Raw genomic sequence first — 21,135 nt, 5'->3', positions numbered from 1 at the left:
ACCGGGTGGGGTGCCCAGGGCCCACGTACGCGGGGGCCGGGGCCGTGGTGGGGCCCGTGGTCAGGCCCTAGACCCGCCAGTCTCCGGCCAGGGCCGGGCCGAGCTGGTCGAAGTGACGCTCGATCAGGGCGATCATGCCCTCCGGGCCGGTGTCCTCCTGCTCGGCGCTCCAGGACAGGTGGGCGGCGCGCAGCACGCTGCCGAAGACGGCGGCGATCACGGTCGGGCGCAGGTCCTCGGCCGGGTCCAGCCCCTCCCGGGCCGCGATCACCTGGGCCACCACCCGCTCCTGTTCGGTGACCCGGCGCAGGTGGGCGGCGAGCAGGGTGGGGGTGTCCTCGATCATCTGCAGCAGCTCCAGCGCGCGGGTGACCGAGCCGGAGCCGGTCCGGGGCGGGGAGCCGAGGTCGCGCCAGGACGCCACGATCGCCGCCCGCATCGCCTGCAGCGGGCTCTCCTCGGCGGGTCGCCGGCGCAGCAGGTCGATGAAGTGGTCCTCGGCGTCGGCGAGCACGGCGAGCGCGACCTCGTCCTTGTTGGCGAAGTAGCGGAAGAAGGTGCGCTGGGAGACGTCCACGGCGGAGGCGATCTCGTCCACCGTCGTCCGGGCGAAGCCCTGGTCGAGGAAGAGCCGGTGGGCGGCGTCGATCAGGGCTTCCCGGGTCTGCCGCTTCTTGCGCTCGCGCAGGCCGGGGCCGCCGGCCGGGCCGCCGGGGCCACCGGCGCCGTCGGCGGGTGCGGTGGCGGCGGGCGGGGGCTGAGCGGCCATGGCGGGGCCTTCCGGACTGGGCTGCGGACGGGGGCAGGAGCACAACTGTAGCGGTCTGACAAATGTCAGTTGGGGTCACAAGTCAGTGTTTGCCGAATGACAGTCACTGACATAATCTCCCCGAGGTGGCGCCCGACAGGCCGGGTAACTCGTGGGGACGGGTGGGCCGGGGCGCCCCACCCATGCCTTTTTTCGCAGCCCCACGCCTCCGGAGGGCCCCAGATGAGCCAGTCCGTCGTCAAGAGCGCCCGGGCGGACCGTCCGCCGCAGCGCACGACACCGTCCGGGGGCGGCCTCCAGGGGCACCCCTGGCTGACCCTGCTGACCGTCGCGGTCGGCGTGATGATGGTCGCCCTGGACGGCACGATCGTCGCGATCGCCAACCCGGTCATCCAGGCCGACCTCAAGGCCGCGCCCTCCGAGATCCAGTGGGTGACCAGCGGCTACCTGCTGGCCCTCGCGGTCTTCCTGATCACCGCCGGCAAGATCGGTGACCGGTTCGGCCACAAGACCACCTTCCTGGTCGGCGCGGTCGGCTTCGCCGCCACCTCCGCCGCGATCGGCTTCGCCGGCGACATCCGGACGGTGATCGCCTTCCGCGTCCTCCAGGGCCTGTTCGGCGCGCTGCTCCAGCCCGCCGCGCTCGGCCTGCTGCGCGGCGCCTTCCCGGCCGAGCGGCTGAACATGGCGATCGGCATCTGGGGCGGGGTGATCGGCGCGTCCACCGCGGCCGGCCCGATCGTCGGCGGCCTGCTGGTCGAGCACGTCAACTGGGAGTCGGTGTTCTTCATCAACGTCCCGGTCGGCCTGATCGCGCTGGCCCTCGGGGTCTGGATCCTCAAGGACGTCCGGGCCGAGAAGGCCGCCAAGTCCTTCGACCTCCCCGGCATCGCGCTGCTCTCGGCGGCGATGTTCGCGCTGGTCTTCGGCATCATCAAGGCGCCCGAGTGGGGCTGGGGCGACGTCTCCACCCTGCTCTTCCTGGGCGGTGCGGTGGTCCTGATGACGGTCTTCGCGCTGTGGCAGCGGGTGGCCCGCGAGCCGCTGATCCCGCTCAGCCTGTTCCGGTCGCTGCCGCTGTCGGCCGGCACCCTGCTGATGGTGCTGATGGCCTTCTCGTTCTTCGGCGCGATCTTCTTCGTGACCTTCTACCTGCAGAACGTGCACGGGATGTCGCCGGTCCAGGCCGGCGTCCACCTGCTGCCGATGACCGGCATGATGATCGTCGGCTCGCCGCTGGCCGGCCTGGCGATCGGCAGGCTCGGCCCGCGGATCCCGATCGTGGCCGGCATGCTGATCACCACCGCCGCGATGTCCGGCATGTCCACCCTGGACGCCGGCTCGGGCAACGGCGTGATGTCGCTCTGGTTCGTGCTGATGGGCCTGGGCATCAGCCCGGTCATGGTCGGCGCCACCGAGGTCATCGTCGGCCACGCCCCGCTGGAGCTCTCCGGGGTGGCCGGCGGCCTGCAGCAGGCCGCGATGCAGGTCGGCGGCAGTCTGGGCACCGCGGTGCTGGGCGCGCTGATGGCCGCCGAGGTCACCGACGTCCTGCCGGGCAACTGGGCCGGGGCCGGCCTGCCGCCGGTCGAGGGCGCCCAGGCCGAGGGCCTCAAGCAGGCCGCCCAGCTCGGGATCGCCCCGCCCGCTCCGCCCGGCACCCCGCAGCAGGTGGTGGACGCGATGGCCGGCGCCGTCCACGACTCCTTCGTCAGCGGCATGTCGCTGGCCTTCGCGGTCGCCTCCGTGGTGGCCTTCGCCGCCGCGCTCCTCGGCCTGCTCACCCGGCGCGGCGCCACCGACGCCGGGCCGGCCGTCCACATCTGAACCCCGTCCGCGGACCGCGGCGGCCCCGGACCCGGCGAGGTCCGGGGCCGCCGCTCGTGCGCGACGGGCGCCGTCCCGTCGCCTCCCCGGAACGCCGAAGGCCGGGCCTCCCCGCGCGGGGGAGGCCCGGCCTTCCAGGTCGGCGGACCGTCAGGCGTCGCCGCCGGCGGCGCCCGGGTCGGCGGCCGCGACGTCCAGCAGCTGGTAGCGGTCGATCGCGTCCTTCAGCGCGCTGCGGTCGATCTTGCCCTGCTTGGCGAGCTCGGTGAGCACCGCCAGGACGACCGACTGCGCGTCGATGTGGAAGTAGCGACGGGCCGCACCGCGGGTGTCGGCGAAGCCGAAGCCGTCGGCGCCCAGCGACTGGTACTGGCCCGGCACCCAGCGCGAGATCTGGTCCGGCACCGCGCGCATCCAGTCGGAGACGGCGACGAACGGGCCCTCGGCGCCCTGGAGCTTCTGGGTCACGTACGGGACGCGCTCCGGCTCCTCGGGGTGCAGCAGGTTGAACTCCTCGGCCTCCACCGCGTCGCGGCGCAGCTCGTTCCAGGAGGTCGCGGACCAGACGTCGGCCTTGACGTTCCACTCCTCGGCGAGGATGCGCTGGGCCTCCAGGGCCCACGGCACCGCCACGCCGGAGGCGAGGATCTGGGCCGGGATCTGGCCGGCGGTGCCGGGCGCGTACCGGTGCAGACCCTTGAGGATGCCCTCGACGTCGACGTTCTCCGGCTCGGCCGGCATCTTGATCGGCTCGTTGTAGACGGTGAGGTAGTAGAACACGTCCTCGCCGTGCGGGTGCTGCTCGCTGGAGCCGTACATCCGCCGCAGACCGTCCTGGACGATGTGCGCGATCTCGAAGCCGTACGCCGGGTCGTACGCGACGACGCCCGGGTTGGTCGAGGCCAGCAGGTGCGAGTGGCCGTCGGCGTGCTGCAGGCCCTCACCGGTCAGCGTGGTCCGGCCGGCGGTGGCGCCGAGCACGAAGCCGCGGGCCAGCTGGTCGGCCATCTGCCAGAACTGGTCGCCGGTGCGCTGGAACCCGAACATCGAGTAGAAGACGTACACCGGGATCAGCGGCTCGCCGTGGGTCGCGTAGGACGAACCCGCGGCGATCAGCGAGGCGGTGCAGCCGGCCTCGGAGATGCCGTCGTGCAGCATCTGGCCGGTCGGCGACTCCTTGTACGCCAGCAGCAGCTCGCGGTCGACCGACTCGTAGGTCTGGCCCAGCGGGTTGTAGATCTTCGCCGACGGGAACAGCGAGTCCATGCCGAAGGTGCGGTACTCGTCCGGGGCGATCGGCACGAAGCGGTTGCCGATGCCCTTGTCGCGCATGAGGTCCTTGAGCAGCCGGACGAACGCCATGGTGGTGGCGATGGTCTGGTTGCCGGAGCCCTTCTTGACCGCCTTGTACGCGTCGTCGCCCGGCAGCTCCAGCTTGCGCGGCCGCACCTTGCGGGTCGGCACGTAGCCGCCCAGCTCCTGGCGGCGGTCGTGCATGTACTGGATCTCTTCGGAGTTGCGGCCCGGGTGGTAGTAGGGCGGGTAGCCCTCTTCGAGCTGCTTGTCCGTGATCGGCAGGTGCAGGCGGTCGCGGAAGCGCTTGAGGTCCTCGACCGTCAGCTTCTTCATCTGGTGGGTGGCGTTGCGGCCCTCGAAGTTCGGGCCGAGGGTCCAGCCCTTGACCGTCTGGGCGAGGATGACCGTCGGCTGGCCCTTGTGCTCGCGGGCCGCCTTGAACGCCGCGTAGATCTTGGCGTGGTCGTGGCCGCCGCGACCCAGGTGCTGGATCTGCTGGTCGGTCATGTTCTCGACCATCTTGCGCAGCCGCAGGTCACCGCCGAAGAAGTGCTCGCGGATGTACGCGCCGGTCTCGGTGGCGTAGGTCTGGAACTGGCCGTCCACCGTGGTGTTCAGCTTGTTCACCAGGACGCCGTCGCGGTCCTGGGCGAGCAGCGGGTCCCAGCTGCGGTCCCAGATCAGCTTGATCACGTTCCAGCCGGCGCCCCGGAACTGGGACTCCAGCTCCTGGATGATCTTGCCGTTGCCGCGGACCGGGCCGTCCAGACGCTGCAGGTTGCAGTTGACCACGAAGGTCAGGTTGTCGAGGCCCTCGCGCGCGGCGAGCGACAGCTGGCCGAGCGACTCGGGCTCGTCCATCTCGCCGTCGCCGAGGAAGGCGTAGACGTGCGAGTCGGAGGTGTCCTTGATGCCCCGGTGCTCCAGGTAGCGGTTCATCCGGGCCTGGTAGATCGCGCCGAGCGGGCCGAGGCCCATCGAGACGGTCGGGAACTCCCAGAAGTCCGGCATCAGCCGCGGGTGCGGGTAGCTGGACAGGCCGTACGGGAACTTGGACTTCTCCTGGCGGAAGGCGTCGAGCTGCTGCTCGGTGAGCCGGTCCAGGAGGAAGGCGCGGGCGTAGATGCCGGGGGAGGCGTGGCCCTGGAAGAAGATCTGGTCGCCGGACTCGCCCTCGGCGTCCTTGCCGCGGAAGAAGTAGTTGAAGCCGACGTCGTAGAGCGACGCGGAGGAGGCGAAGGTGGCGATGTGGCCGCCCACGCCGATGCCCGGGCGCTGGGCGCGCGAGACCATGACGGCCGCGTTCCAACGGGTGGCGTTGAGGACCTTGCGCTCGATCTCCTCGTTGCCGGGGAAGAAGGGCTCGTCCTTGGTGGCGATGGTGTTGACGTAGTCCGTGCTGCGCATCTCGGGCACGGCGACACGCTTCTCGCGGGCGCGCTCGATCAGCCGCAGCATCAGGTAGCGGGCGCGCTCGCGCCCCCGCTCGTCGATGGCCGCGTCAAGCGACTCCAGCCATTCCGCGGTCTCCTCGGGATCGAAGTCCGGGACCTGACTCGGAAGGCCGCCAATGATGATCGGGTTGCGATCGGATCCGGAAGCCACGCTGTTCCTTCACTGTCGGTCGATAGGTGTGTCGCGCCGCCTCCATCGTGCTACCGCGCTCGGAGATCCGTCATCTCTACCGACCGGTAACCGTTCCGCCTGGTGGGCGACCCGGTCTGGGGGCGTCCGGTGCAGGCGCTGTTGCCTGTGCCGTGCACCCCCGGGTGTTACGAAAAGAGGTGGTCCGACCTGGGTGCCCGGCCGTCCGATGGCGGACGGTCGGGGTGAGGGCCAACAGGAGACTCTACGCCCGCGCACGCGCGGACCCGAATGCCGTTCGCATCTCGGGCACGCGTACGGCCTGTGGACCAGGGTCACCCGAAGCATCCTTGTCCCATGCAGAGAAGGGCAAATCGGTGTGATTCCCGACACGTCGACCGGCGTGTCCCGCCGCGACACGTCAACCTTTGGAGGGGATCGGGGGTCGGGTACTTGCGCGAACCGCCGCGCCCGTGTGGACTACGGCCACAGCCTCGGCATGGACGCCGAGCCGAATACTGGAGGTTATTCCCGTGAGCGCGACCGCGGACCCCGCGGACAAGTCCAACCCGGCGCACCGTCTCGGTTTCGAGAAGGACCAGATCATCCAGGAGCTGGGGTACGACGAAGACACTGACCAGGAACTCCGCGAGGGCATCGAGGAGATCACCGGGACGGATCTCGTCGACGAGGACTACGACGACGTCGCCGACGCCGTCCTGCTGTGGCACCGCGACGACGACGGGGATCTCACCGACGCCCTCGTCGACGCCCTGGAATACCTGGCCGAGGGCGGCCTGATCTGGCTGCTGACGCCCAAGACCGGCCGCGACGGCCACATCGAGGCCTCCGACATCGCCGACGCGGCGCGGACCGCCGGCCTCTCGCAGACCAGCTCGATCGCGATCGCCAAGGACTGGGCCGCCACCCGCCTGGCGACCAAGGCGGCCAAGGGCGGCAAGCGCTGAGTACCTCGTGACGCCACCGGCCGGGCCCCGCTGGAGCTTCCTCCAGCGGGGCCCGGCCGTTTCGCCGGACCGGCTGGAGGCCCTGCCGGGGGCGGCGTTCGCCCAGGGCGAAAGCGGGCGTCCCGGAGGCCGGCGTCGTCACCCGTCCGGCCGAATCGGGGCGAACGGATGCGAGGATGGCGCTCGCCGCGCCCGCCGCGCGGCCCCGTCGCGTCAGAAAGGTCCCACCATGGCCATCGAGGTCGGTACCGAGGCTCCGGACTTCGAGCTGAAGAACCAGCACGGCGAGCTGGTCAAGCTCTCCGACTTCCGGGGCGAGAAGAACGTCGTCCTGGTCTTCTACCCGTTCTCCTTCACCGGCGTCTGCACCGGCGAGGTCTGCGCGATCCAGAAGGAACTGCCGCGGCTGCAGAACGACGACGTCCAGGTGCTCGGCGTCTCGAACGACTCGCCGTTCACCCAGCGGGTCTTCGCCGACCAGGAGGGCCTGGACTACCCGCTGCTCTCCGACTTCTGGCCGCACGGCGAGGTCTCCCGCGCCTACGGCGTCTTCAACGAGGAGAAGGGCTGCGCCGTCCGCGGCACCTTCGTGATCGACAAGGCCGGCGTGGTCCGCTGGAGCGTCGTCAACGACCTGCCGGACGCCCGTGACGAGCAGGAGTACCTGAAGGTCCTCGCCTCGCTCTGAGCCGTCGCACCGCCCCCGCGGGCCCGGCCCGGCTGAGATTCGAACAGCCACGCCGGGCCCGTTCCCTGCCCAGGACGGGAACCCGGCACTACGATCGGTCCGTTGGCTGGTCAGAGGCCCGGGGGCAACCGCCGCCGGAGCCTTGAACCGCACCACGGGGGCACCGGCGCGTGCCTCCCGATTCTTGGAGGACAAGTGGGTGTCAGCCTGAGCAAGGGCGGCAATGTCTCGCTCACCAAGGAGGCCCCCGGCCTGACCGCCGTGGTCGTCGGTCTTGGCTGGGACGTCCGAACCACCACCGGCACGGACTTCGACCTGGACGCCAGCGCCCTGCTCTGCAACGACCAGGGCAAGGTCGGCACGGACGGCAACTTCGTCTTCTTCAACAACCTGAAGAGCCCCGACGGCTCGGTCGAGCACACCGGCGACAACCTCACCGGTGAGGGCGAGGGCGACGACGAGCAGATCAAGGTCAACCTGGCCACCGTCCCGGCGGACGTGGCCAAGATCGTCTTCCCGGTGTCGATCTACGACGCCGAGAACCGGACCCAGAACTTCGGCCAGGTCCGCAACGCGTTCATCCGCGTGGTGAACCAGGCCGACAACAAGGAGCTGGCCCGGTACGACCTCTCCGAGGACGCCTCGACCGAGACCGCGATGGTCTTCGGCGAGCTCTACCGCAACGGCGCCGAGTGGAAGTTCCGCGCCATCGGCCAGGGCTACGCCTCCGGCCTGCGCGGCATCGCCCAGGACTTCGGCGTCAACGTCTGAGTCGGGCGCGGGCCCGGGCGGGCCTGACGGAGTACCACCGGCCGGGGCGGCCGCGGGCGCGAGACGCCGGCGGCCGCCCCGGCTCCTTGCTGGGCGGCTGCCGCCTCGGCCGGCTTGTTCTCGTGCGGGGTTGCGCCCGTCCCGGGTTCCGCCTCGGCCGGCTTGTTCTCGTGCGGGGCTGCGCCCGTCCCGGGTTCCGCCTCGGCCGGCTTGTTCCCGGGCCGGCTTCGTCCTGGGCCGGCGCACTGGAAGGATAGGAGTTCAGGAAGTTCAGCCGGCCGGAAGAGGCCGGGCGGGGCCGCGGGGGAATAGACCTGAGATGCGCCCCGGGAGGCAAAGGGAGGAAGGACAGCCATGAGTGTCACGCTCGCCAAGGGTGGAAACGTCTCGCTCACCAAGGCCGCGCCGAATCTGACGCAGGTGCAGATCGGCCTCGGCTGGGACGCCCGCTCGACCACGGGTGCGCCGTTCGACCTCGACGCCAGCGCGCTGCTCTGCGCGGGAGGGCGGGTGCTCGGCGACGAGTACTTCGTCTTCTACAACAACCTGAAGAGCCCCGAAGGCTCGGTGGAGCACCAGGGCGACAACCTCACCGGTGACGGCGAGGGCGACGACGAGGTCGTGCTGGTCAATCTGGAACTCGTCCCGCCGCAGGTGGACAAGGTGGTCTTCCCGGTGTCGATCTACGACGCCGAGTCGCGGCTGCAGAACTTCGGCCAGGTGCGCAACGCCTACATCCGGGTGGTCAACTCCCTGGACGGGCAGGAGATCGCGCGCTACGACCTGACGGAGGACGCGTCCAGCGAGACCGCGATGATCTTCGGCGAGCTGTACCGGTACGCGGGCGAGTGGAAGTTCCGCGCGGTGGGCCAGGGGTACGCCTCGGGCCTGCGCGGCATTGCTCTCGATTTCGGCGTAAACGTACAGTAAAGGCGCGATTCACCGTCCTTCGACGGTTCGACGCCATGAACTCGAAAGGTAACCACGTCCCGTGTTCCTCCGCACATTCGGCTGGTCATTCGCGATCACCGTCCTCGGGCTGATCGCAGCCAGCCTGCTCTGGGGAGCCGAAGGATTCGGCATCGTCCTGATCCTCTCGATCCTGGAGATCTCCCTGTCGTTCGACAACGCGGTGGTCAACGCCACGGTGTTGAAGCGGATGAACCCGTACTGGCAGAAGATCTTCCTCACCGTCGGCGTGCTGATCGCCGTCTTCGGCATGCGGCTCATCTTCCCGCTGCTGGTGGTCGGCCTCACCGCACACCTCAACCCCGCGACGGTCATCGACCTGGCGCTGCACTCGGACAAGACGTACGAGGGCATGACCTACGCCCAGTACCTGGAGGCCGCCAACCCGGCCATCGCGGCGTTCGGTGGCGTCTTCCTGCTGATGATCTTCCTCGACTTCATCTTCGAGGAGAAGGACTACAACTGGCTGGCCTGGATCGAGCGTCCGCTGGAGAAGGTCGGCAAGCTGGACGCCTTCTCGACGGTGGTCGCGCTGGTCTCGCTGCTGCTGGCGTCCAACTTCTTCGCCGGTGAGCACGCCGAGACGGTGCTGCTCGCCGGTGTGCTCGGCCTGGTCACCTACCTCTCCGTGAACGGGCTCTCCTCGGTCTTCGAGGCGGGCCTGGAGGAGGAGGCCGAGAAGGAGGAGGAGGCCGAGAAGAGCGGCAAGTCCATCGTCCAGGTCGGCGGCAAGGCCGCGTTCTTCCTCTTCATGTACCTGGAGGTCCTGGACGCGTCGTTCTCCTTCGACGGCGTGGTCGGCGCGTTCGCCATCTCCAGCGACATCTTCCAGATCACCCTGGGCCTCGGCATCGGCGCGATGTACATCCGCTCGCTGACCGTCTTCCTGGTCCGCAAGGGCACCCTGGACGACTACGTGTACCTGGAGCACGGCGCGCACTACGCGATCGGTGCGCTCTCGGTGATCCTGCTGGTGGGCATCGAGTACCACATCCCGGAGATCGTCACCGGCCTGATCGGCGTCGCCTTCATCGGCCTCGCGCTCGGCTCGTCGATCCTGCGCAACCGCCGCGAGGCCGCCTCGGGCGGCGAGGGCGGCGAGGAACGGGAGCTGGTGAGCAGCGGCAAGTAGTACCGGCCGCGGGCACCCGCGAACACGACGGAACGGCCGTCCCCCCGGAGTGGGGGGACGGCCGTTCCCGTTCCGTCCCGATCGAGCGGGTGCCGTCGGGCCGCGGCTAGCCGAGCTGCTGCTCGATGGCGCGCAGCTTGCGCTCCAGCGAGTCCAGCTTCGGCATCGACAGGGTGTCGTCCTCGACCGTCAGGTCGATGGCCGGGCTGCGGTAGGCCGAGGAGGACGACGACGAGGAGCCGGTGCCGCTGCCGCGGTACGACGACTCGTCGGCGGAGCCCGCGTACGAGGAACCAGAGGGGGAGGAGCCGGAGTACGAGGAGCCGGAGTAGGAGGAACCGACGGCGGCGCGCGGGCGGCGGCCGGTCTCCAGGACGCTCCGCGGGGCGGGCTCCAGAGAGGAGGAAGCGGTCTGGGCGGCGGTCTGGGTGGAAGAGTCGGCCGCGGAGGCTAGGGCAGGCTCCGTAGCGTTCGGGCCGTCGCCGGCGGCGGTCAGCGCGGGCACCTGGCGGCCGCCGCGCGCCCGGGCGAGCATGCCGCCCTGGCGGGAGATGGCCTTGAGCTCGGCGCGCTCGCGACGGTCGGCGGTCCGGGCGCGCAGCTTGGCGTCCAGCTTCGCCTGGCGCTCCTCGCGCACCTCCTCGACCGCCTCGTCCAGGCTGCGGACGTTCTCCAGCAGCATCAGCGACCAGGCGGCGTAGGTCTCGCGGGGAGCGCGCAGCCAGCGCACGATGCGGATCTGCGGCAGCGGGCGCGGCACCAGGCCCTGCTCGCGCAGCGCGGCCTTGCGGGTCTGCTTCAGCGCCCGGTCGAACAGGATCGCGGCCGAGATCGACATGCCGGAGAAGAACTGCGGGGCGCCGTCGTGCGACACGCCGCGCGGGGCGTGCACCCAGTTGAACCAGGCCGAGGCGATCGCGAACACCCAGACCAGCAGGCGCGAACCGAGCGCCGCGTCACCGTGGCTGGCCTCGCGCACGGCGAGCACCGAGCAGAACATCGCCGCGCCGTCCAGGCCGAACGGGACGAGGTACTCCCAGCCGTTGGACAGGCCCAGGTTCTCCTTGCCGAAGCCCACCAGGCCGTGGAACGAGAGCGCGGCCGCGACGCCAGCGCAGCAGAACAGCAGGACGTAGGAGGAGATCCCGTAGATCATCTCCTTGCGCCGGCGGCGCTCCTCGCTGCGCTCCCAGGAGTCGCCCGGCTCCTCGGTCTTGTTGTTGTTCTTGAAGCGCAGCGTCGCCACCAGGATGGCGGTGAACAGCAGGGCTGCGCCGCCGATGACGGTCCAGACCAGCTGTATGGAGGTCAGGTTCATTGCGGGTCGGGCCTCGGGTTTCCGCAGGGGACAGGTCACAGTGCGACACAAGCGGTCAGATCCGTCCCCGGTACCGGGCCTGACGGTGCGTCGGTGCTGTCGGCGCCCCCGTTGACACCCGGGGGAGGGGTGGACGGGACACCTGTGCGGCAAGACGATATCGCGTCCGAGGGGACGGCATGTTACGGGAGGGGAGCTTCGTCCTGCCAATCGACCTGCCGGTGCCGGTCGTTGTGCCCCGGTGTACGCCTTCGCGCCGCTGGTCCGTGCTGCTGGGTCGTTGCTGCTGGGTCATGCTGCTGGGGCGCGCTGATGGGTCATGCTGCTGGAGCGCGCTGATGGGTCGTGTTGCTGGGGCGCGCTGATGGGTCGTGTTGCTGGAGCGCGCTCCCCCTGGGGCATGCTCCAGGGGCGTGCTGCCGGTTCGTGCTCCTGGTTCGTGCTCCCGGTCCGTGCCGCGGGACGGTGTCCGGGGTGCGGTGGTGGGTAGGGGAAGGCCGGGCGCGGTGTACCGGCCGGGTGGCGGGATCCGGTGCCCGGTGGGCGGGTTCGCTACCCGACGGGCGGGCTGATGCCCGATCATGGAGCCGCGGACCCGTCGGACCTGCTGGCGGGGGCTGGGGGAGGACTGGGATGGCCTCGATTTGGGAGTACCTGCGCGGGGAGCGGAACACCCTCGACCCGGGCGGGCAACACAAGATCACGCTCACCAAGTCGGCCCCGCAGCACGCGATCACCGGAGCCGCCGCCACCACCGGGTACCTCTACGTCAACCTGCACTGGACCACCCGGATAGGAGCTCCGCGCCCGTCCGGCCGGGACACCCTCAAGCGCTGGTTCAGCCCGCGCATCCTCAGCCCGATGGAGCCGGACTCGCACCAGGGCGCGCAGGTCAACGTCGACCTCGACCTGGCCTGCATGTACGAACTCGCCGACGGCAGCCGGGGCGTGGTGCAGCCGCTCGGCGGCTACTTCGGCGATCTTCAGCGCGCGCCCTACGTCAAGCTCAGCGGGGACGACCAGTACGGGGCGCCGTCCGGCGAGACGATGTACGTCAACCTCGAGAAGAAGGAGCAGTTCAAGCGGCTGCTCGTCTTCGTCTACATCTACGACGGGACGCCCGCGTTCGAGCAGGCCAACGCGGTCGTGACGATCGTGCCGCAGACCGGTCCGCGGATCGAGATCAAGCTGGAGGAGCGCGCTCCGGCGGCGCGCTCCTGCGCGGTGGTGCTGATCGAGAACACCGGGGACAACACGCTGACGGTCCGCCGCGAGGTGCGGTACGTCAACGGGTTCCAGGCGGACATCGACCGGCTGTACGGCTTCGGGATGCAGTGGCAGCGCGGCTACAAGAACGCCTCGAAGCCGGAGTAGCCGCCGGGCGGGGGCTTCGGCCGCGTCAGCGCCCGGCTTCGGCCGGCTCCGGCGCCGCGGCGTCGGGTGGCGTTCGGCGGGGGGCGGCTTTCGGCGTCGGGCGGCTTGCGGGGTCGGGCAGTGTTCGGCGTCGGCGGCCTCAGCGCGGCTGGAACTGTGGGCCCTGCGGCGGCAGCGCGAACTCCTCGGCGGCGGCCGGGGGCTGGTGGGGCTGGTGCTGCTGCGGGTGTTGCGGGTGCGGGAGCTGGGGGCGCGGCTGCTGGGCCTGCGGGGCGGTGTTCGGCTGCGGGTAGCCGTAGCCGCCGGGCTGCTGGGTGTGCTGCGGCGGCGGATAGCCGTAGCCGTGGGCCGGCTGGTTCGCCTGCTGCTGCGGGTAGGGCTGCTGCTGCGGCTGCGGGTAGCCGTACCCCGGGCGGGGGGCCTGCGGCGGGTAGCCGTAGCCGCCCGGCTGGGGTTGCTGGGCCTGCGGGGCGGTGTTCGGCTGCGGGTAGCCGTACCCCGGCGGCGGGGTCGGCGGAGCCTGCGGCACCGGCGGCGTGGTCGGCGGCAGGGTGGGCGGGGACGTCGGCGGCGGGGGAGTGTTGGCGGGCAGGCCCGGCGCCGAGGCCTGGGCGGCGGCCGGCGCGGGCGTGGGCGTGGGCAGCGGGACGGCCGGGGCCAGCGTGAAGGTGCCCGGCTCGGGCCGTGCGGCCGGGCGCGGGTCCGGCAGGGCGGCGCGCGGGTCGGCGACGGGGGCCGACGTGGGCGGGTTCTGCGGGCCGGCGGGCTCGCCGGCCCGGGGCTCGGCCGTCTCGTCCTCGACGGTGATGCCGAAGTCGGTGGCCAGGCCGATCAGCCCGGAGGCGTACCCCTGGCCGACGGCCCGGAACTTCCACGCCCCCGCCCGGCGGTAGAGCTCGCCCGCGACCAGGGCGGTGACCTCGTCGGCCTCCGGGATGGCGAACTCGGCGAGCGCGGGCGCGCCCTCGCCGCCGGCCGCGTCGAAGATCAGCACCCGCAGCCCGGTCACCGAGCGGAACGAACCGCCCTCGGAGGAACCGGCCAGCACGACCCGGTCCACGTCGGCCGGCAGCTTGCCGAGCTCGGCCTCGATCGTGTCCGCGATCTCGGCGCCACCGGCGGTCTGCTGCTTGGGCAGGTGGCGCACCAACCCCGAGGGGTGGCGCGGCTGGTTGTAGAAGACGAAGTCGGCATCCGAACGAACCCTGCCGTCGGCGCCGAGCAGCAGCGCGGAAGCGTCCACGTCCGGCGCGCCGGGCGTCGCGCTCCAGCGCAGCACGGCGCGGACCGCCGCCACCGGCAGTGCGATGTTGGCGCCCTTGGCCATCACGTGCGTCATAGCCGACCATCCTGCCTGTTCGCCACCCCTTCGGACAACGTGACCGAAGGTGGCGAAACGGTAGGACTTTGCCAACGCTTGCGCTTTGTGAAGCGGAGGGTAACCTTCCGAGAATTCGATGTTTCGGAACCGGGTTCGGCCGGAAGTCGTCCGTACGATAGGCGGCCAGAAGGCCCCGGGGGGTTCGGCAGGGGGGTATCAGCAGCGCGCGCCCGGGAACCACCGCGCCCGGCGGGCCGGTTAAACCAGGGTGAGGACCGCACTCCGGGCCGGGTCCCGATCACCTCCGTTCCGACCACCGCACCTCGCATCGACCCCCGCGTCCCCGCCCCGAGTCCCTGCCCGCATCGCCGCCCGAACCGCCGCCCGCATCCCTGTACCGAGCTCCGCTCCGAACCCGCGTTCCCCCGTCACGCCGGCCCGGCGCCCGGCCGGTCCGAAGCCGACCCACCCCGCGTACCCGGGCACCGCAGCACCACCCGCCCGAGCCCCCACCGCCGCACACCCGAACCCGCCCGAGCACCCTGAACCCGCCCGAACGGCGGTCCGCAACCCCTGAGGAGAGCACCTTGCGCCATTTCGGCCACCTCGCCGACGACGTACGCGGCCGGCTCTTCCTCGAACAGCCCCGGGCCTTCTCCTCGGAGAGCGACGCGGCCGTGCTGGCCACCGCGCTCGGTGCGACCCTGTACAGCCCGGCCACCCGGCCGACGCTGCGCGCGGACATCCGGAAGCAGGCCGCCCGGGGCGTGGTCTCGATGGTGCTCTGCCTGGAGGACTCGATCGCCGACCACGAGGTGACCGCCGCGGAGGCCAACCTGGTCGCGCAACTCGGCGAGCTGTTCGCTGAGGCGGTGGGGGCTGAGGGGGTGGCCTCGACTGTTGGGGTGGCCGGGGCCGCTGCGGATGCCGGGGATGCCGGGGCTGCTGAGGGTGACGGGGCTGCCGAGGGTGACGGGGCTGCCGAGGGTGACGTGGTCGCTGAGGGTGTCGAGAGCAACACAATCTCCATCGATTACGCACAGGATCTTCCCCTCCTCTTCATCCGAGTGCGCACCGCCTCCCAGATCGGCGACCTCGCCCACCGGCTCGGCCCGGCGGTCCGGCTGCTCACCGGCTTCGTGCTGCCGAAATTCACCGACGAGAACGGCGCCGAGTACCTGGAGGCGCTCGCCGCCGCCGAGGCCGCCACCGGCCGACGGCTGTTCGCCATGCCCGTCCTCGAGTCCCCCGAACTGGCCCACCTGGAGACCCGCCGCGAGCAGCTCTTCGGCATCGCCCGGCTGCTGGACAAGTACCGCGAGCGCGTCCTCGCCGTCCGCCTCGGCGTCACCGACCTCTGCTCCGCGTACGGCCTGCGCCGTTCGCCCGACCTGACGGCGTACGACGTCGCCCTGGTCGCCGCGGTGATCGGGGACGTGGTCAACGTGCTCGGCCGGGCCGACGGCACCGGGTTCACCGTGACCGGGCCGGTCTGGGAGTACTTCCCGGTCCAGGAGCGGATGTTCAAGCCGCAGCTGCGCCGCACCCCGTTCGCCGAGGCGGAGCCCTCCGGGGAGGCGGTGCGGCAGCGGATCATCGAGCACGACCTGGACGGGCTGATCCGCGAGTTCGAGCTGGACCGGGCCAACGGCCTGCTCGGCAAGACCTGCATCCACCCCAGCCACGTCCCCGCCGTGCACGCCCTTTCGGTGGTCACGCACGAGGAGTACTCCGACGCCCGCGACATCCTCGACCGGGAACGCGGCGGCGGCGGGGTACTGCGCTCGGCGTACACCAACAAGATGAACGAGGCCAAGCCGCACCGGGCCTGGGCCGAGCGGGTGCTGCTGCGGGCCGAGGTGTTCGGGGTGGCCCGGGAGGACGTCAGCTTCGCGGAGCTGCTCTCGGCCTGCTTGTGCGGGTGAGGCGCCTGGACCGATTCCTCTGACTCGCCCTGTTCGCACCGGGGCCGCCTGACTCGCACCCCCGGCCCTCCGCACCGCGTGTACGACCCGCACTCGTTCGACCCGCGCCCGTTCGACCCGCACGACTCCGCACCATCGAAGGCAGGACCAGCAGTGACAGCACAGCAAGAGTGGACCGGCCGCTGGGTGGCCGACCGGGCCGGCGTCGGCCTGACCGGCTCGGACCGGCTCCCGGAACTGGTCGGCCTGGCCCTGCGCGAGAACCGCAAGCGCGCCCACCTGCTGGTCTCCACCGTGCTCGGCAAGCACGTCCCGCAGCGGCCGTCCGTGGTGCACGGCGCCGGCCTCGACCTCGGCCGCCGGGTGCGCGAACTGCTCGGCGAGGAGGCGGCCGCCCGGGCCGTCGTGCTCGGCTACGCCGAGACCGCGACCGGGCTCGGCCACAGCGTCGCCGACGGCCTGGACGCCCCTTACCTGCACTCCACCCGCCGCCCGGTGGCCGGTCTGACCCCGGTCGGCGGCTTCGAGGAGGAGCACTCGCACGCCACCTCCCACCTGCTGCTGCCCGCCGACCCCGCGCTGCTCGCCGGGGACGGCCCGCTGGTGCTGGTCGACGACGAGTTCTCCACCGGCAACACCGTCCTCAACACCATCCGCGAGCTGCACTCCCGCCACCCGCGCGACCACTACGTGGTGGTGGCCCTCGTCGACCTGCGGGACGACACCGACCGCCGCCGGCTGGCCGACACCGCCGCCGAACTCGGTACCCGGCTCGACCTCGTGGCCACCGCCAGTGGAGGCGTCGCGCTGCCCGCCGACATCCTGGACCGCGCCGAGCGCCTGATCGCCGAGGTCGGCCCGGCGCCGGAGCCGCCGTCCGCCCCGTCCGCCCCGCTGGTCCGGGTCGCCCTGGACTGGCCCGCCGGTCTGCCGGACGGCGGCCGGCACGGCTTCACCGCCGCGCACCGCGGTCAACTGGAGGCGCTGCTCCCGCAGTTGGCCGCGCAGCTGGCCGCGGCGCTGGACGGTGCCGGTAGCGGGGGCGACGGTAGCGGGGGTAGCGGTGGTAACGGTGGCGGCGACGACGGTGGCAACGGTGGCGGCGACGACGGTAGCAACGGTGGCGGCGGCTCCGATGACGACGGCCGGGTGCTGGTGCTCGGCTTCGAGGAGCTGATGTACGCGCCGCTGCGGCTGGCCGGCGCGCTCGCCGACCTCCTGCCGGACGGCGCCGAGCGGGTCCGCTACTCGACCACCACCCGCTCGCCCGTCCTCGCCGTGGACGACCCGGGCTACGCCATCCGCACCCGGCTCGCCTTCCCCGCCCACGACGACCCGGCGGACTCCGCCCCGCGCGAGCGCTTCGCCTACAACGTCGCCCCCGGTGCCGACCCGACGCGCCGCTTCGGCACCGTCGTGCTGGTGGTGGACGACGTCGCCGACACCCCCGCCCTGCACGAGGGCGAGCGGGCCCTGCTGACCCAGCTGCGCCGGGTCACCGACCGGGTGGTGCTCGCCGTGCTGCCCTCGCACCGGCCGTCCCCGCAGCCGGCTCCGGCGTCGGACCCGGCCTCGGCGTCGTCCCTGCAGTCGTCCCCGGTGTCGGACCCGTTGCCGTCCCTGCAGTCGTCCCCCGTGTCGGACCCGGCCTCGCCGGCGACGGCGTCCCCGCTGTCCGGCCGTTTGCCCAGCCCGCTTCGGGGGCCCGCGTTCTCCTCGTACCGCCCGGACGAGGTGGCCTGGCTGCTCAAGGACCTCTCCGACGTCCCGCTGGAGGCCCCCACCGAGGAGCGCGAGGAGGCCGTCCAGAACGGCGGCGCCCACTACGCCGAGTCGCTGCCGGTCGAGTACCAGCCCAGCCCCGAGTACCAGGAACTGTTCCACCAGGCCCTGCGGGTCTCCGCCCGCCGGATCGCCCTCGCGGTCGGCACCGTCGCCGAGACGCTCGTACGGGAGCGCGGTCGCGGCCTGGTGCTCGCCTCGCTGGCACGGGCCGGCACGCCGGTCGGCGTGCTGATCCGCCGCTGGCTCGCCTTCGCCCACGGCCTGGACACCCCGCACTACGCCGTCTCGATCATCCGCGGCCGGGGCATCGACCCCGTCGCCCTGCGCTACCTCGACGCCCACCACCACGCCCCCGACGTGGTGTTCGTCGACGGCTGGACCGGCAAGGGCGCGATCACCCGCGAACTCGCCGCGGCGCTGGAGGGATCGGCCTTCGACCCCGAGCTGGCCGTCCTCGCCGACCCCGGCCGCTGCGTCCGCACCTACGGCACCCGCGACGACTTCCTGATCCCGTCCGCCTGCCTCAACTCCACCGTCTCCGGCCTGATCTCGCGCACCGTGCTGCGTGCCGACCTGATCGGCCCGGACGACTTCCACGGCGCCAAGCACTACACCGACCTGGCCGGCGGGGACGTCTCCCAGGCCTTCCTGGACACCGTCACCGACCACTTCGCCGACGTCCGGGAGGAGGCCGCGGCCGCCGCCGGCCGGCTCGCCATCGAGGACCGGACCCCGGACTGGGCCGGCTGGGCGGCCGTCGAACGCATCAGCACCGAGTACGGCATCGACAACGTCAACCTGGTGAAGCCCGGCGTCGGCGAGACCACCCGGGTCATGCTGCGCCGCGTCCCCTGGCGGGTGCTGGCCCGCCGCGGCGCCGGCGCCGACCTCGACCACGTCCGTCTGCTCGCCGCCCAGCGCGGCGTTCCCGTCGAGGAGGTGGACGACCTGCCGTACTCGTGCGTCGGCCTGATCCACCCCCGCTACAGTCGGGGAGCGACCGGTGCCTCCGGCACGGCCGTCCTGGCGAAGGAGTCCTGAACCCGATGAGCGGTACCGGCAGCTTCCTGGTCGCGAGCGACCTCGACCGCACGCTGATCTACTCCAACCGGGCCCTCGCCCTCGACGTGCCCGACCGGCTCGCACCGCGGCTGCTCTCGGTCGAGGTGCACGACGGCAAGGCGCTGTCGTTCATGACCGAGCAGGCCGCCGCCCTGCTGGTCGAGCTCGCCCGCGAGGCCGTCCTCGTGCCCGCCACCACCCGGACCAGGACGCAGTACGAGCGGGTCAACCTGCCCGGCCCGACGCCCGGTTGGGTCCCCGCGTACGCGATCTGCAGCAACGGCGGGCGGCTGCTGGTGGACGGCGTGCCGGACGAGGACTGGCAGGCGGAGGTGGCCGGCCGGCTGACCGCCGCCGCGGCGCCGCTGGCCGAGGTGGTCGAGCACCTGGCGCTCTGCGCCGAACCGGAGTGGACGCACAAGCGGCGGGTCGCCGACGACCTCTTCGCCTACCTGGTGGTGGAGCGCGCCGGGCTGCCGGCCGGCTGGCTGGACGAGCTCACCGGCTGGTGCGCGGAGCGCGGCTGGAACGTCTCGCTGCAGGGCCGCAAGGTGTACGCGGTGCCGGCGCCGCTCAGCAAGAGCGCGGCGCTGGCGGAGGTCGAGCGGCGGGTCGGCGGGGCCACCGTGCTGGCGGCCGGCGACTCGCTGCTGGACGCCGACCTGCTGCTCGCCGCCGACGCCGCGTGGCGCCCCGGCCACGGCGAACTCGCCGACACCGGTTGGACGGCGCCCGGCGTCACCGCCCTCGACCAGGTGGGCGTGGCGGCGGGGGAGGAGATCGTCCGTCAGTTCCTGGCCCGGGTCCGCGGCGAGGTGGCGGCGGTGGACGCCGTCGCCGCCGGGTAGCGGCCGCCGGGTAGCGGCCGCCGGGAGGTGGGGGCCGGAGGTCGGGGGTCGGGGGTCGGAGGCCTGCGGGGGAGGTTCGCAGGGGCTCTGTCGGCGCGTCGGTCGGGGCCTCCGCTGGGGACGTCCGTGGGGACGTCCGTTGCGGGTGTCCGGGGGGTAGGTCCGCTGGGTGCGTCCGTGGGGAGGTCCGCTGGGGGCGTCCGGCGGGGACGCCCCCGGGGCTGTCGGCGCCTCAGCCGCAGCAGCCGCCCCCGCAGCAGCCGCCTCCGCCCCCGGACGGGGCCTGCCGCGGGGCGCCGCCGGACGCCGCGCCGGTGACGGCGACGGTCGACAGCAGCTTCACGGTGTCCTCGTGCCCCTGCGGGCACACCGCCGGGTCGTTGGCCTGCGCCATCGTGCGGCGGAGTTCGAAAGTGGCGCCGCAGGAGCGGCAGCGGAAGTCGTAACGTGGCATACCCGCAGGGTACCCAGCCTCAGGCGGCGGCAGCCCGGGCGGTGCTGCGGCGCTTCTCCCGGACGTAGAGCTGCTTGCGCACCCTGGCCACCACCGAGCCGTCCGCCGCCAGGACCTCGGTGTCGAACCACACCAGGGCCTTCTTGCCGTCCCGGGTGAGTTCGCGGATCTCGGCCAGCCGGTCGTCGGTGAGCACGAACTCGGCGAAGATGTCCCCGCGCCCGGGCGAGACGAAGCTGATCTCGGCGGCCGCGTCCCAGACCACGTACTCGCGGCCGAGGTTCTGCATCACCAGCAGCATCCAGAACGGGTCGGTCATCGCGAAATCGACCCGCCGAAGTGCGTGCCCACGTAGTTGCGGTTCAGCCGCCCCAGCCGGAGCCGGACCTTCGCGCGCCGGTAGTCGTCCGAGACGCCCAGCACCTTGATCCCGGCGAACAGGAACGGCGGCCAGAGGTTGATCCCGCGCCGGAACGTGCGGGCGGAGAGGTTGCGCTTACGAGCCATGGCGCGACTCTAGCCCACGAAGTTACTCGCGGGTAACCCTTCTTTTCCGCTGCTCCCGGGGACCGGCTCGTCCGGTGACCGCTGATGTCCCCCTACCGGCGACCGCCGTCACCTCCTCTACCGGTGACCGCCGATCTCCCCCTTTACCGGTGACCGCCGATCTCCCCCTCTACCGGTGATCACCGATCTCCCCTTTACCGGTGACCGCCGAGGTCCCCGCGGATCATCCCCACCACCTGGGCCGCCGTCTCCCGCACCCCCGCCAGCTCGGTCAGGAAGTGCCAGTAGTCGGGGTGCCGGCCGGCCGCCTCCAGCTCCGCCACCGCCCGGTCCAGCCGCCCGACCGCCGCGTCCAGCGGGCCGGCGTGCCGCGGGTCCGGGGCCTGTCGCCCCGCCATCGCCAGCCGCTGGGCGTCGCGCAGGGCGAACCGGGTGCGCTCGATCTCCCGGTTCGGGTCGTGCTGCACCTCGTTCAGCTGCCGCAGCCGCTCGTTCACGGCGACCACCGAGCCGTCCGCGCTGGCCAGCAGGGCGCGC

The 21,135-nt window shown here is 72.1% G+C and carries 17 protein-coding genes and 1 pseudogene; 10 read left to right on the top strand and 8 right to left on the bottom strand.

Translation table 11 applies throughout. The features are described from left to right. Positions 1-67 precede the first annotated feature (67 nt). Positions 68-769, bottom strand: coding sequence for a TetR/AcrR family transcriptional regulator (locus tag ACFVHB_RS32365; RefSeq protein WP_380329324.1), 702 nt, complete (start codon positions 767-769; stop codon positions 68-70). A 222-nt stretch (positions 770-991) separates the two neighbouring features. Here ACFVHB_RS32365 and ACFVHB_RS32360 point away from each other — a divergent pair, with 222 nt between their 5' ends. After that, positions 992-2,596, top strand: coding sequence for an MFS transporter (locus tag ACFVHB_RS32360; protein ID WP_380329322.1), 1,605 nt, complete (start codon positions 992-994; stop codon positions 2,594-2,596). A 150-nt stretch (positions 2,597-2,746) separates the two neighbouring features. Here ACFVHB_RS32360 and aceE read toward each other — a convergent pair whose 3' ends face one another. After that, complete coding sequence (aceE, locus tag ACFVHB_RS32355) at positions 2,747-5,497, bottom strand: pyruvate dehydrogenase (acetyl-transferring), homodimeric type (protein ID WP_380329320.1); 2,751 nt, start codon at positions 5,495-5,497, stop codon at positions 2,747-2,749. Positions 5,498-6,009: 512 nt separating this feature from the next. Here aceE and ACFVHB_RS32350 point away from each other — a divergent pair. The 5 genes from ACFVHB_RS32350 (at position 6,010) to ACFVHB_RS32330 (ending at position 10,004) form a co-directional block, all read left to right on the top strand. Next, the gene (locus tag ACFVHB_RS32350; RefSeq protein WP_380329318.1) at positions 6,010-6,444 is read left to right on the top strand and encodes a DUF3052 domain-containing protein; all 435 of its coding nucleotides are present in this window, start codon (positions 6,010-6,012) and stop codon (positions 6,442-6,444) included. A 229-nt stretch (positions 6,445-6,673) separates the two neighbouring features. Continuing rightward, the gene (locus ACFVHB_RS32345; protein WP_380329316.1) at positions 6,674-7,132 is read left to right on the top strand and encodes a peroxiredoxin; all 459 of its coding nucleotides are present in this window, start codon (positions 6,674-6,676) and stop codon (positions 7,130-7,132) included. A gap of 195 nt (positions 7,133-7,327) precedes the next feature. Continuing rightward, positions 7,328-7,903 (top strand): TerD family protein, encoded by a 576-nt coding sequence (locus ACFVHB_RS32340; RefSeq protein ID WP_380329314.1) that lies wholly within the window; start codon positions 7,328-7,330, stop codon positions 7,901-7,903. A 354-nt stretch (positions 7,904-8,257) separates the two neighbouring features. Further along, positions 8,258-8,833, top strand: a complete 576-nt coding sequence (locus ACFVHB_RS32335) for a TerD family protein (protein ID WP_380329312.1) — start codon at positions 8,258-8,260, stop codon at positions 8,831-8,833. Positions 8,834-8,894: 61 nt separating this feature from the next. Further along, positions 8,895-10,004, top strand: coding sequence for a DUF475 domain-containing protein (locus tag ACFVHB_RS32330; RefSeq protein WP_380329310.1), 1,110 nt, complete (start codon positions 8,895-8,897; stop codon positions 10,002-10,004). A 106-nt stretch (positions 10,005-10,110) separates the two neighbouring features. Here the strand turns inward: ACFVHB_RS32330 and ACFVHB_RS32325 are convergent, their stop codons facing one another. After that, a complete protein-coding gene (locus ACFVHB_RS32325) occupies positions 10,111-11,322 on the bottom strand; it encodes a DUF2637 domain-containing protein (RefSeq protein ID WP_380329308.1) in 1,212 nt (403 codons plus the stop codon). Between the two features lie 633 nt (positions 11,323-11,955). On the opposite strand from ACFVHB_RS32325, the gene ACFVHB_RS32320 reads away from it, so the two are divergent. Further along, positions 11,956-12,696: a Tellurium resistance gene (locus ACFVHB_RS32320; RefSeq protein WP_380329307.1), complete on the top strand. Its 741-nt coding sequence runs from the start codon at positions 11,956-11,958 to the stop codon at positions 12,694-12,696. Between the two features lie 139 nt (positions 12,697-12,835). On the opposite strand, the gene ACFVHB_RS32315 is transcribed toward ACFVHB_RS32320, so the two are convergent. Further along, positions 12,836-14,035: a TerD family protein gene (locus ACFVHB_RS32315; RefSeq protein ID WP_380329305.1), complete on the bottom strand. Its 1,200-nt coding sequence runs from the start codon at positions 14,033-14,035 to the stop codon at positions 12,836-12,838. Between the two features lie 569 nt (positions 14,036-14,604). Here ACFVHB_RS32315 and ACFVHB_RS32310 point away from each other — a divergent pair. The 3 genes from ACFVHB_RS32310 to ACFVHB_RS32300 all read left to right on the top strand — a co-directional run bounded on the left by ACFVHB_RS32310 (position 14,605) and on the right by ACFVHB_RS32300 (position 19,637). Further along, positions 14,605-15,942: an HpcH/HpaI aldolase/citrate lyase family protein gene (locus ACFVHB_RS32310; RefSeq protein ID WP_380329303.1), complete on the top strand. Its 1,338-nt coding sequence runs from the start codon at positions 14,605-14,607 to the stop codon at positions 15,940-15,942. Positions 15,943-16,095: 153 nt separating this feature from the next. Then, on the top strand, positions 16,096-18,768 hold the full coding sequence (locus tag ACFVHB_RS32305; protein WP_380329301.1) for a phosphoribosyltransferase domain-containing protein: 2,673 nt from the start codon (positions 16,096-16,098) through the stop codon (positions 18,766-18,768). 5 nt (positions 18,769-18,773) lie between these two features. After that, positions 18,774-19,637, top strand: coding sequence for an HAD family hydrolase (locus tag ACFVHB_RS32300; protein WP_380329299.1), 864 nt, complete (start codon positions 18,774-18,776; stop codon positions 19,635-19,637). A 232-nt stretch (positions 19,638-19,869) separates the two neighbouring features. Here the strand turns inward: ACFVHB_RS32300 and ACFVHB_RS32295 are convergent, their stop codons facing one another. The 4 genes and pseudogenes from ACFVHB_RS32295 to ACFVHB_RS32280 all read right to left on the bottom strand — a co-directional run. Beyond that, complete coding sequence (locus ACFVHB_RS32295; protein WP_380329297.1) at positions 19,870-20,091, bottom strand: zinc ribbon domain-containing protein; 222 nt, start codon at positions 20,089-20,091, stop codon at positions 19,870-19,872. A 19-nt stretch (positions 20,092-20,110) separates the two neighbouring features. Continuing rightward, the gene (locus ACFVHB_RS32290; RefSeq protein ID WP_380329295.1) at positions 20,111-20,410 is read right to left on the bottom strand and encodes a DUF4442 domain-containing protein; all 300 of its coding nucleotides are present in this window, start codon (positions 20,408-20,410) and stop codon (positions 20,111-20,113) included. After that, positions 20,407-20,598 (bottom strand): hypothetical protein, encoded by a 192-nt coding sequence (locus ACFVHB_RS32285; protein ID WP_380329293.1) that lies wholly within the window; start codon positions 20,596-20,598, stop codon positions 20,407-20,409. Before ACFVHB_RS32285 ends, ACFVHB_RS32290 begins: the two co-directional genes overlap by 4 nt. 194 nt (positions 20,599-20,792) lie before the next feature. Then, positions 20,793-21,135: pseudogene (locus tag ACFVHB_RS32280) on the bottom strand (hypothetical protein); the annotation flags it as partial.

Source organism: Kitasatospora sp. NPDC127111, assembly GCF_042677465.1.
GTDB lineage: Bacteria > Actinomycetota > Actinomycetes > Streptomycetales > Streptomycetaceae > Kitasatospora.
Note: the sequence above shows the minus strand (reverse complement) of the source record. Positions and strands in the feature narration are given on the sequence as shown.

Coding starts and splice junctions, on each gene's coding strand:
- ACFVHB_RS32300 (WP_380329299.1), top strand. CDS start 18,774: ATGAGCGGTACCGGCAGCTTCCTGGTCGCGAGCGACCTCGACCGCACG.
- ACFVHB_RS32335 (WP_380329312.1), top strand. CDS start 8,258: ATGAGTGTCACGCTCGCCAAGGGTGGAAACGTCTCGCTCACCAAGGCC.
- ACFVHB_RS32285 (WP_380329293.1), bottom strand. CDS start 20,598: ATGGCTCGTAAGCGCAACCTCTCCGCCCGCACGTTCCGGCGCGGGATC.
- ACFVHB_RS32325 (WP_380329308.1), bottom strand. CDS start 11,322: ATGAACCTGACCTCCATACAGCTGGTCTGGACCGTCATCGGCGGCGCA.
- ACFVHB_RS32295 (WP_380329297.1), bottom strand. CDS start 20,091: ATGCCACGTTACGACTTCCGCTGCCGCTCCTGCGGCGCCACTTTCGAA.
- ACFVHB_RS32290 (WP_380329295.1), bottom strand. CDS start 20,410: ATGACCGACCCGTTCTGGATGCTGCTGGTGATGCAGAACCTCGGCCGC.
- ACFVHB_RS32360 (WP_380329322.1), top strand. CDS start 992: ATGAGCCAGTCCGTCGTCAAGAGCGCCCGGGCGGACCGTCCGCCGCAG.
- ACFVHB_RS32320 (WP_380329307.1), top strand. CDS start 11,956: ATGGCCTCGATTTGGGAGTACCTGCGCGGGGAGCGGAACACCCTCGAC.
- ACFVHB_RS32315 (WP_380329305.1), bottom strand. CDS start 14,035: ATGACGCACGTGATGGCCAAGGGCGCCAACATCGCACTGCCGGTGGCG.
- ACFVHB_RS32365 (WP_380329324.1), bottom strand. CDS start 769: ATGGCCGCTCAGCCCCCGCCCGCCGCCACCGCACCCGCCGACGGCGCC.
- ACFVHB_RS32345 (WP_380329316.1), top strand. CDS start 6,674: ATGGCCATCGAGGTCGGTACCGAGGCTCCGGACTTCGAGCTGAAGAAC.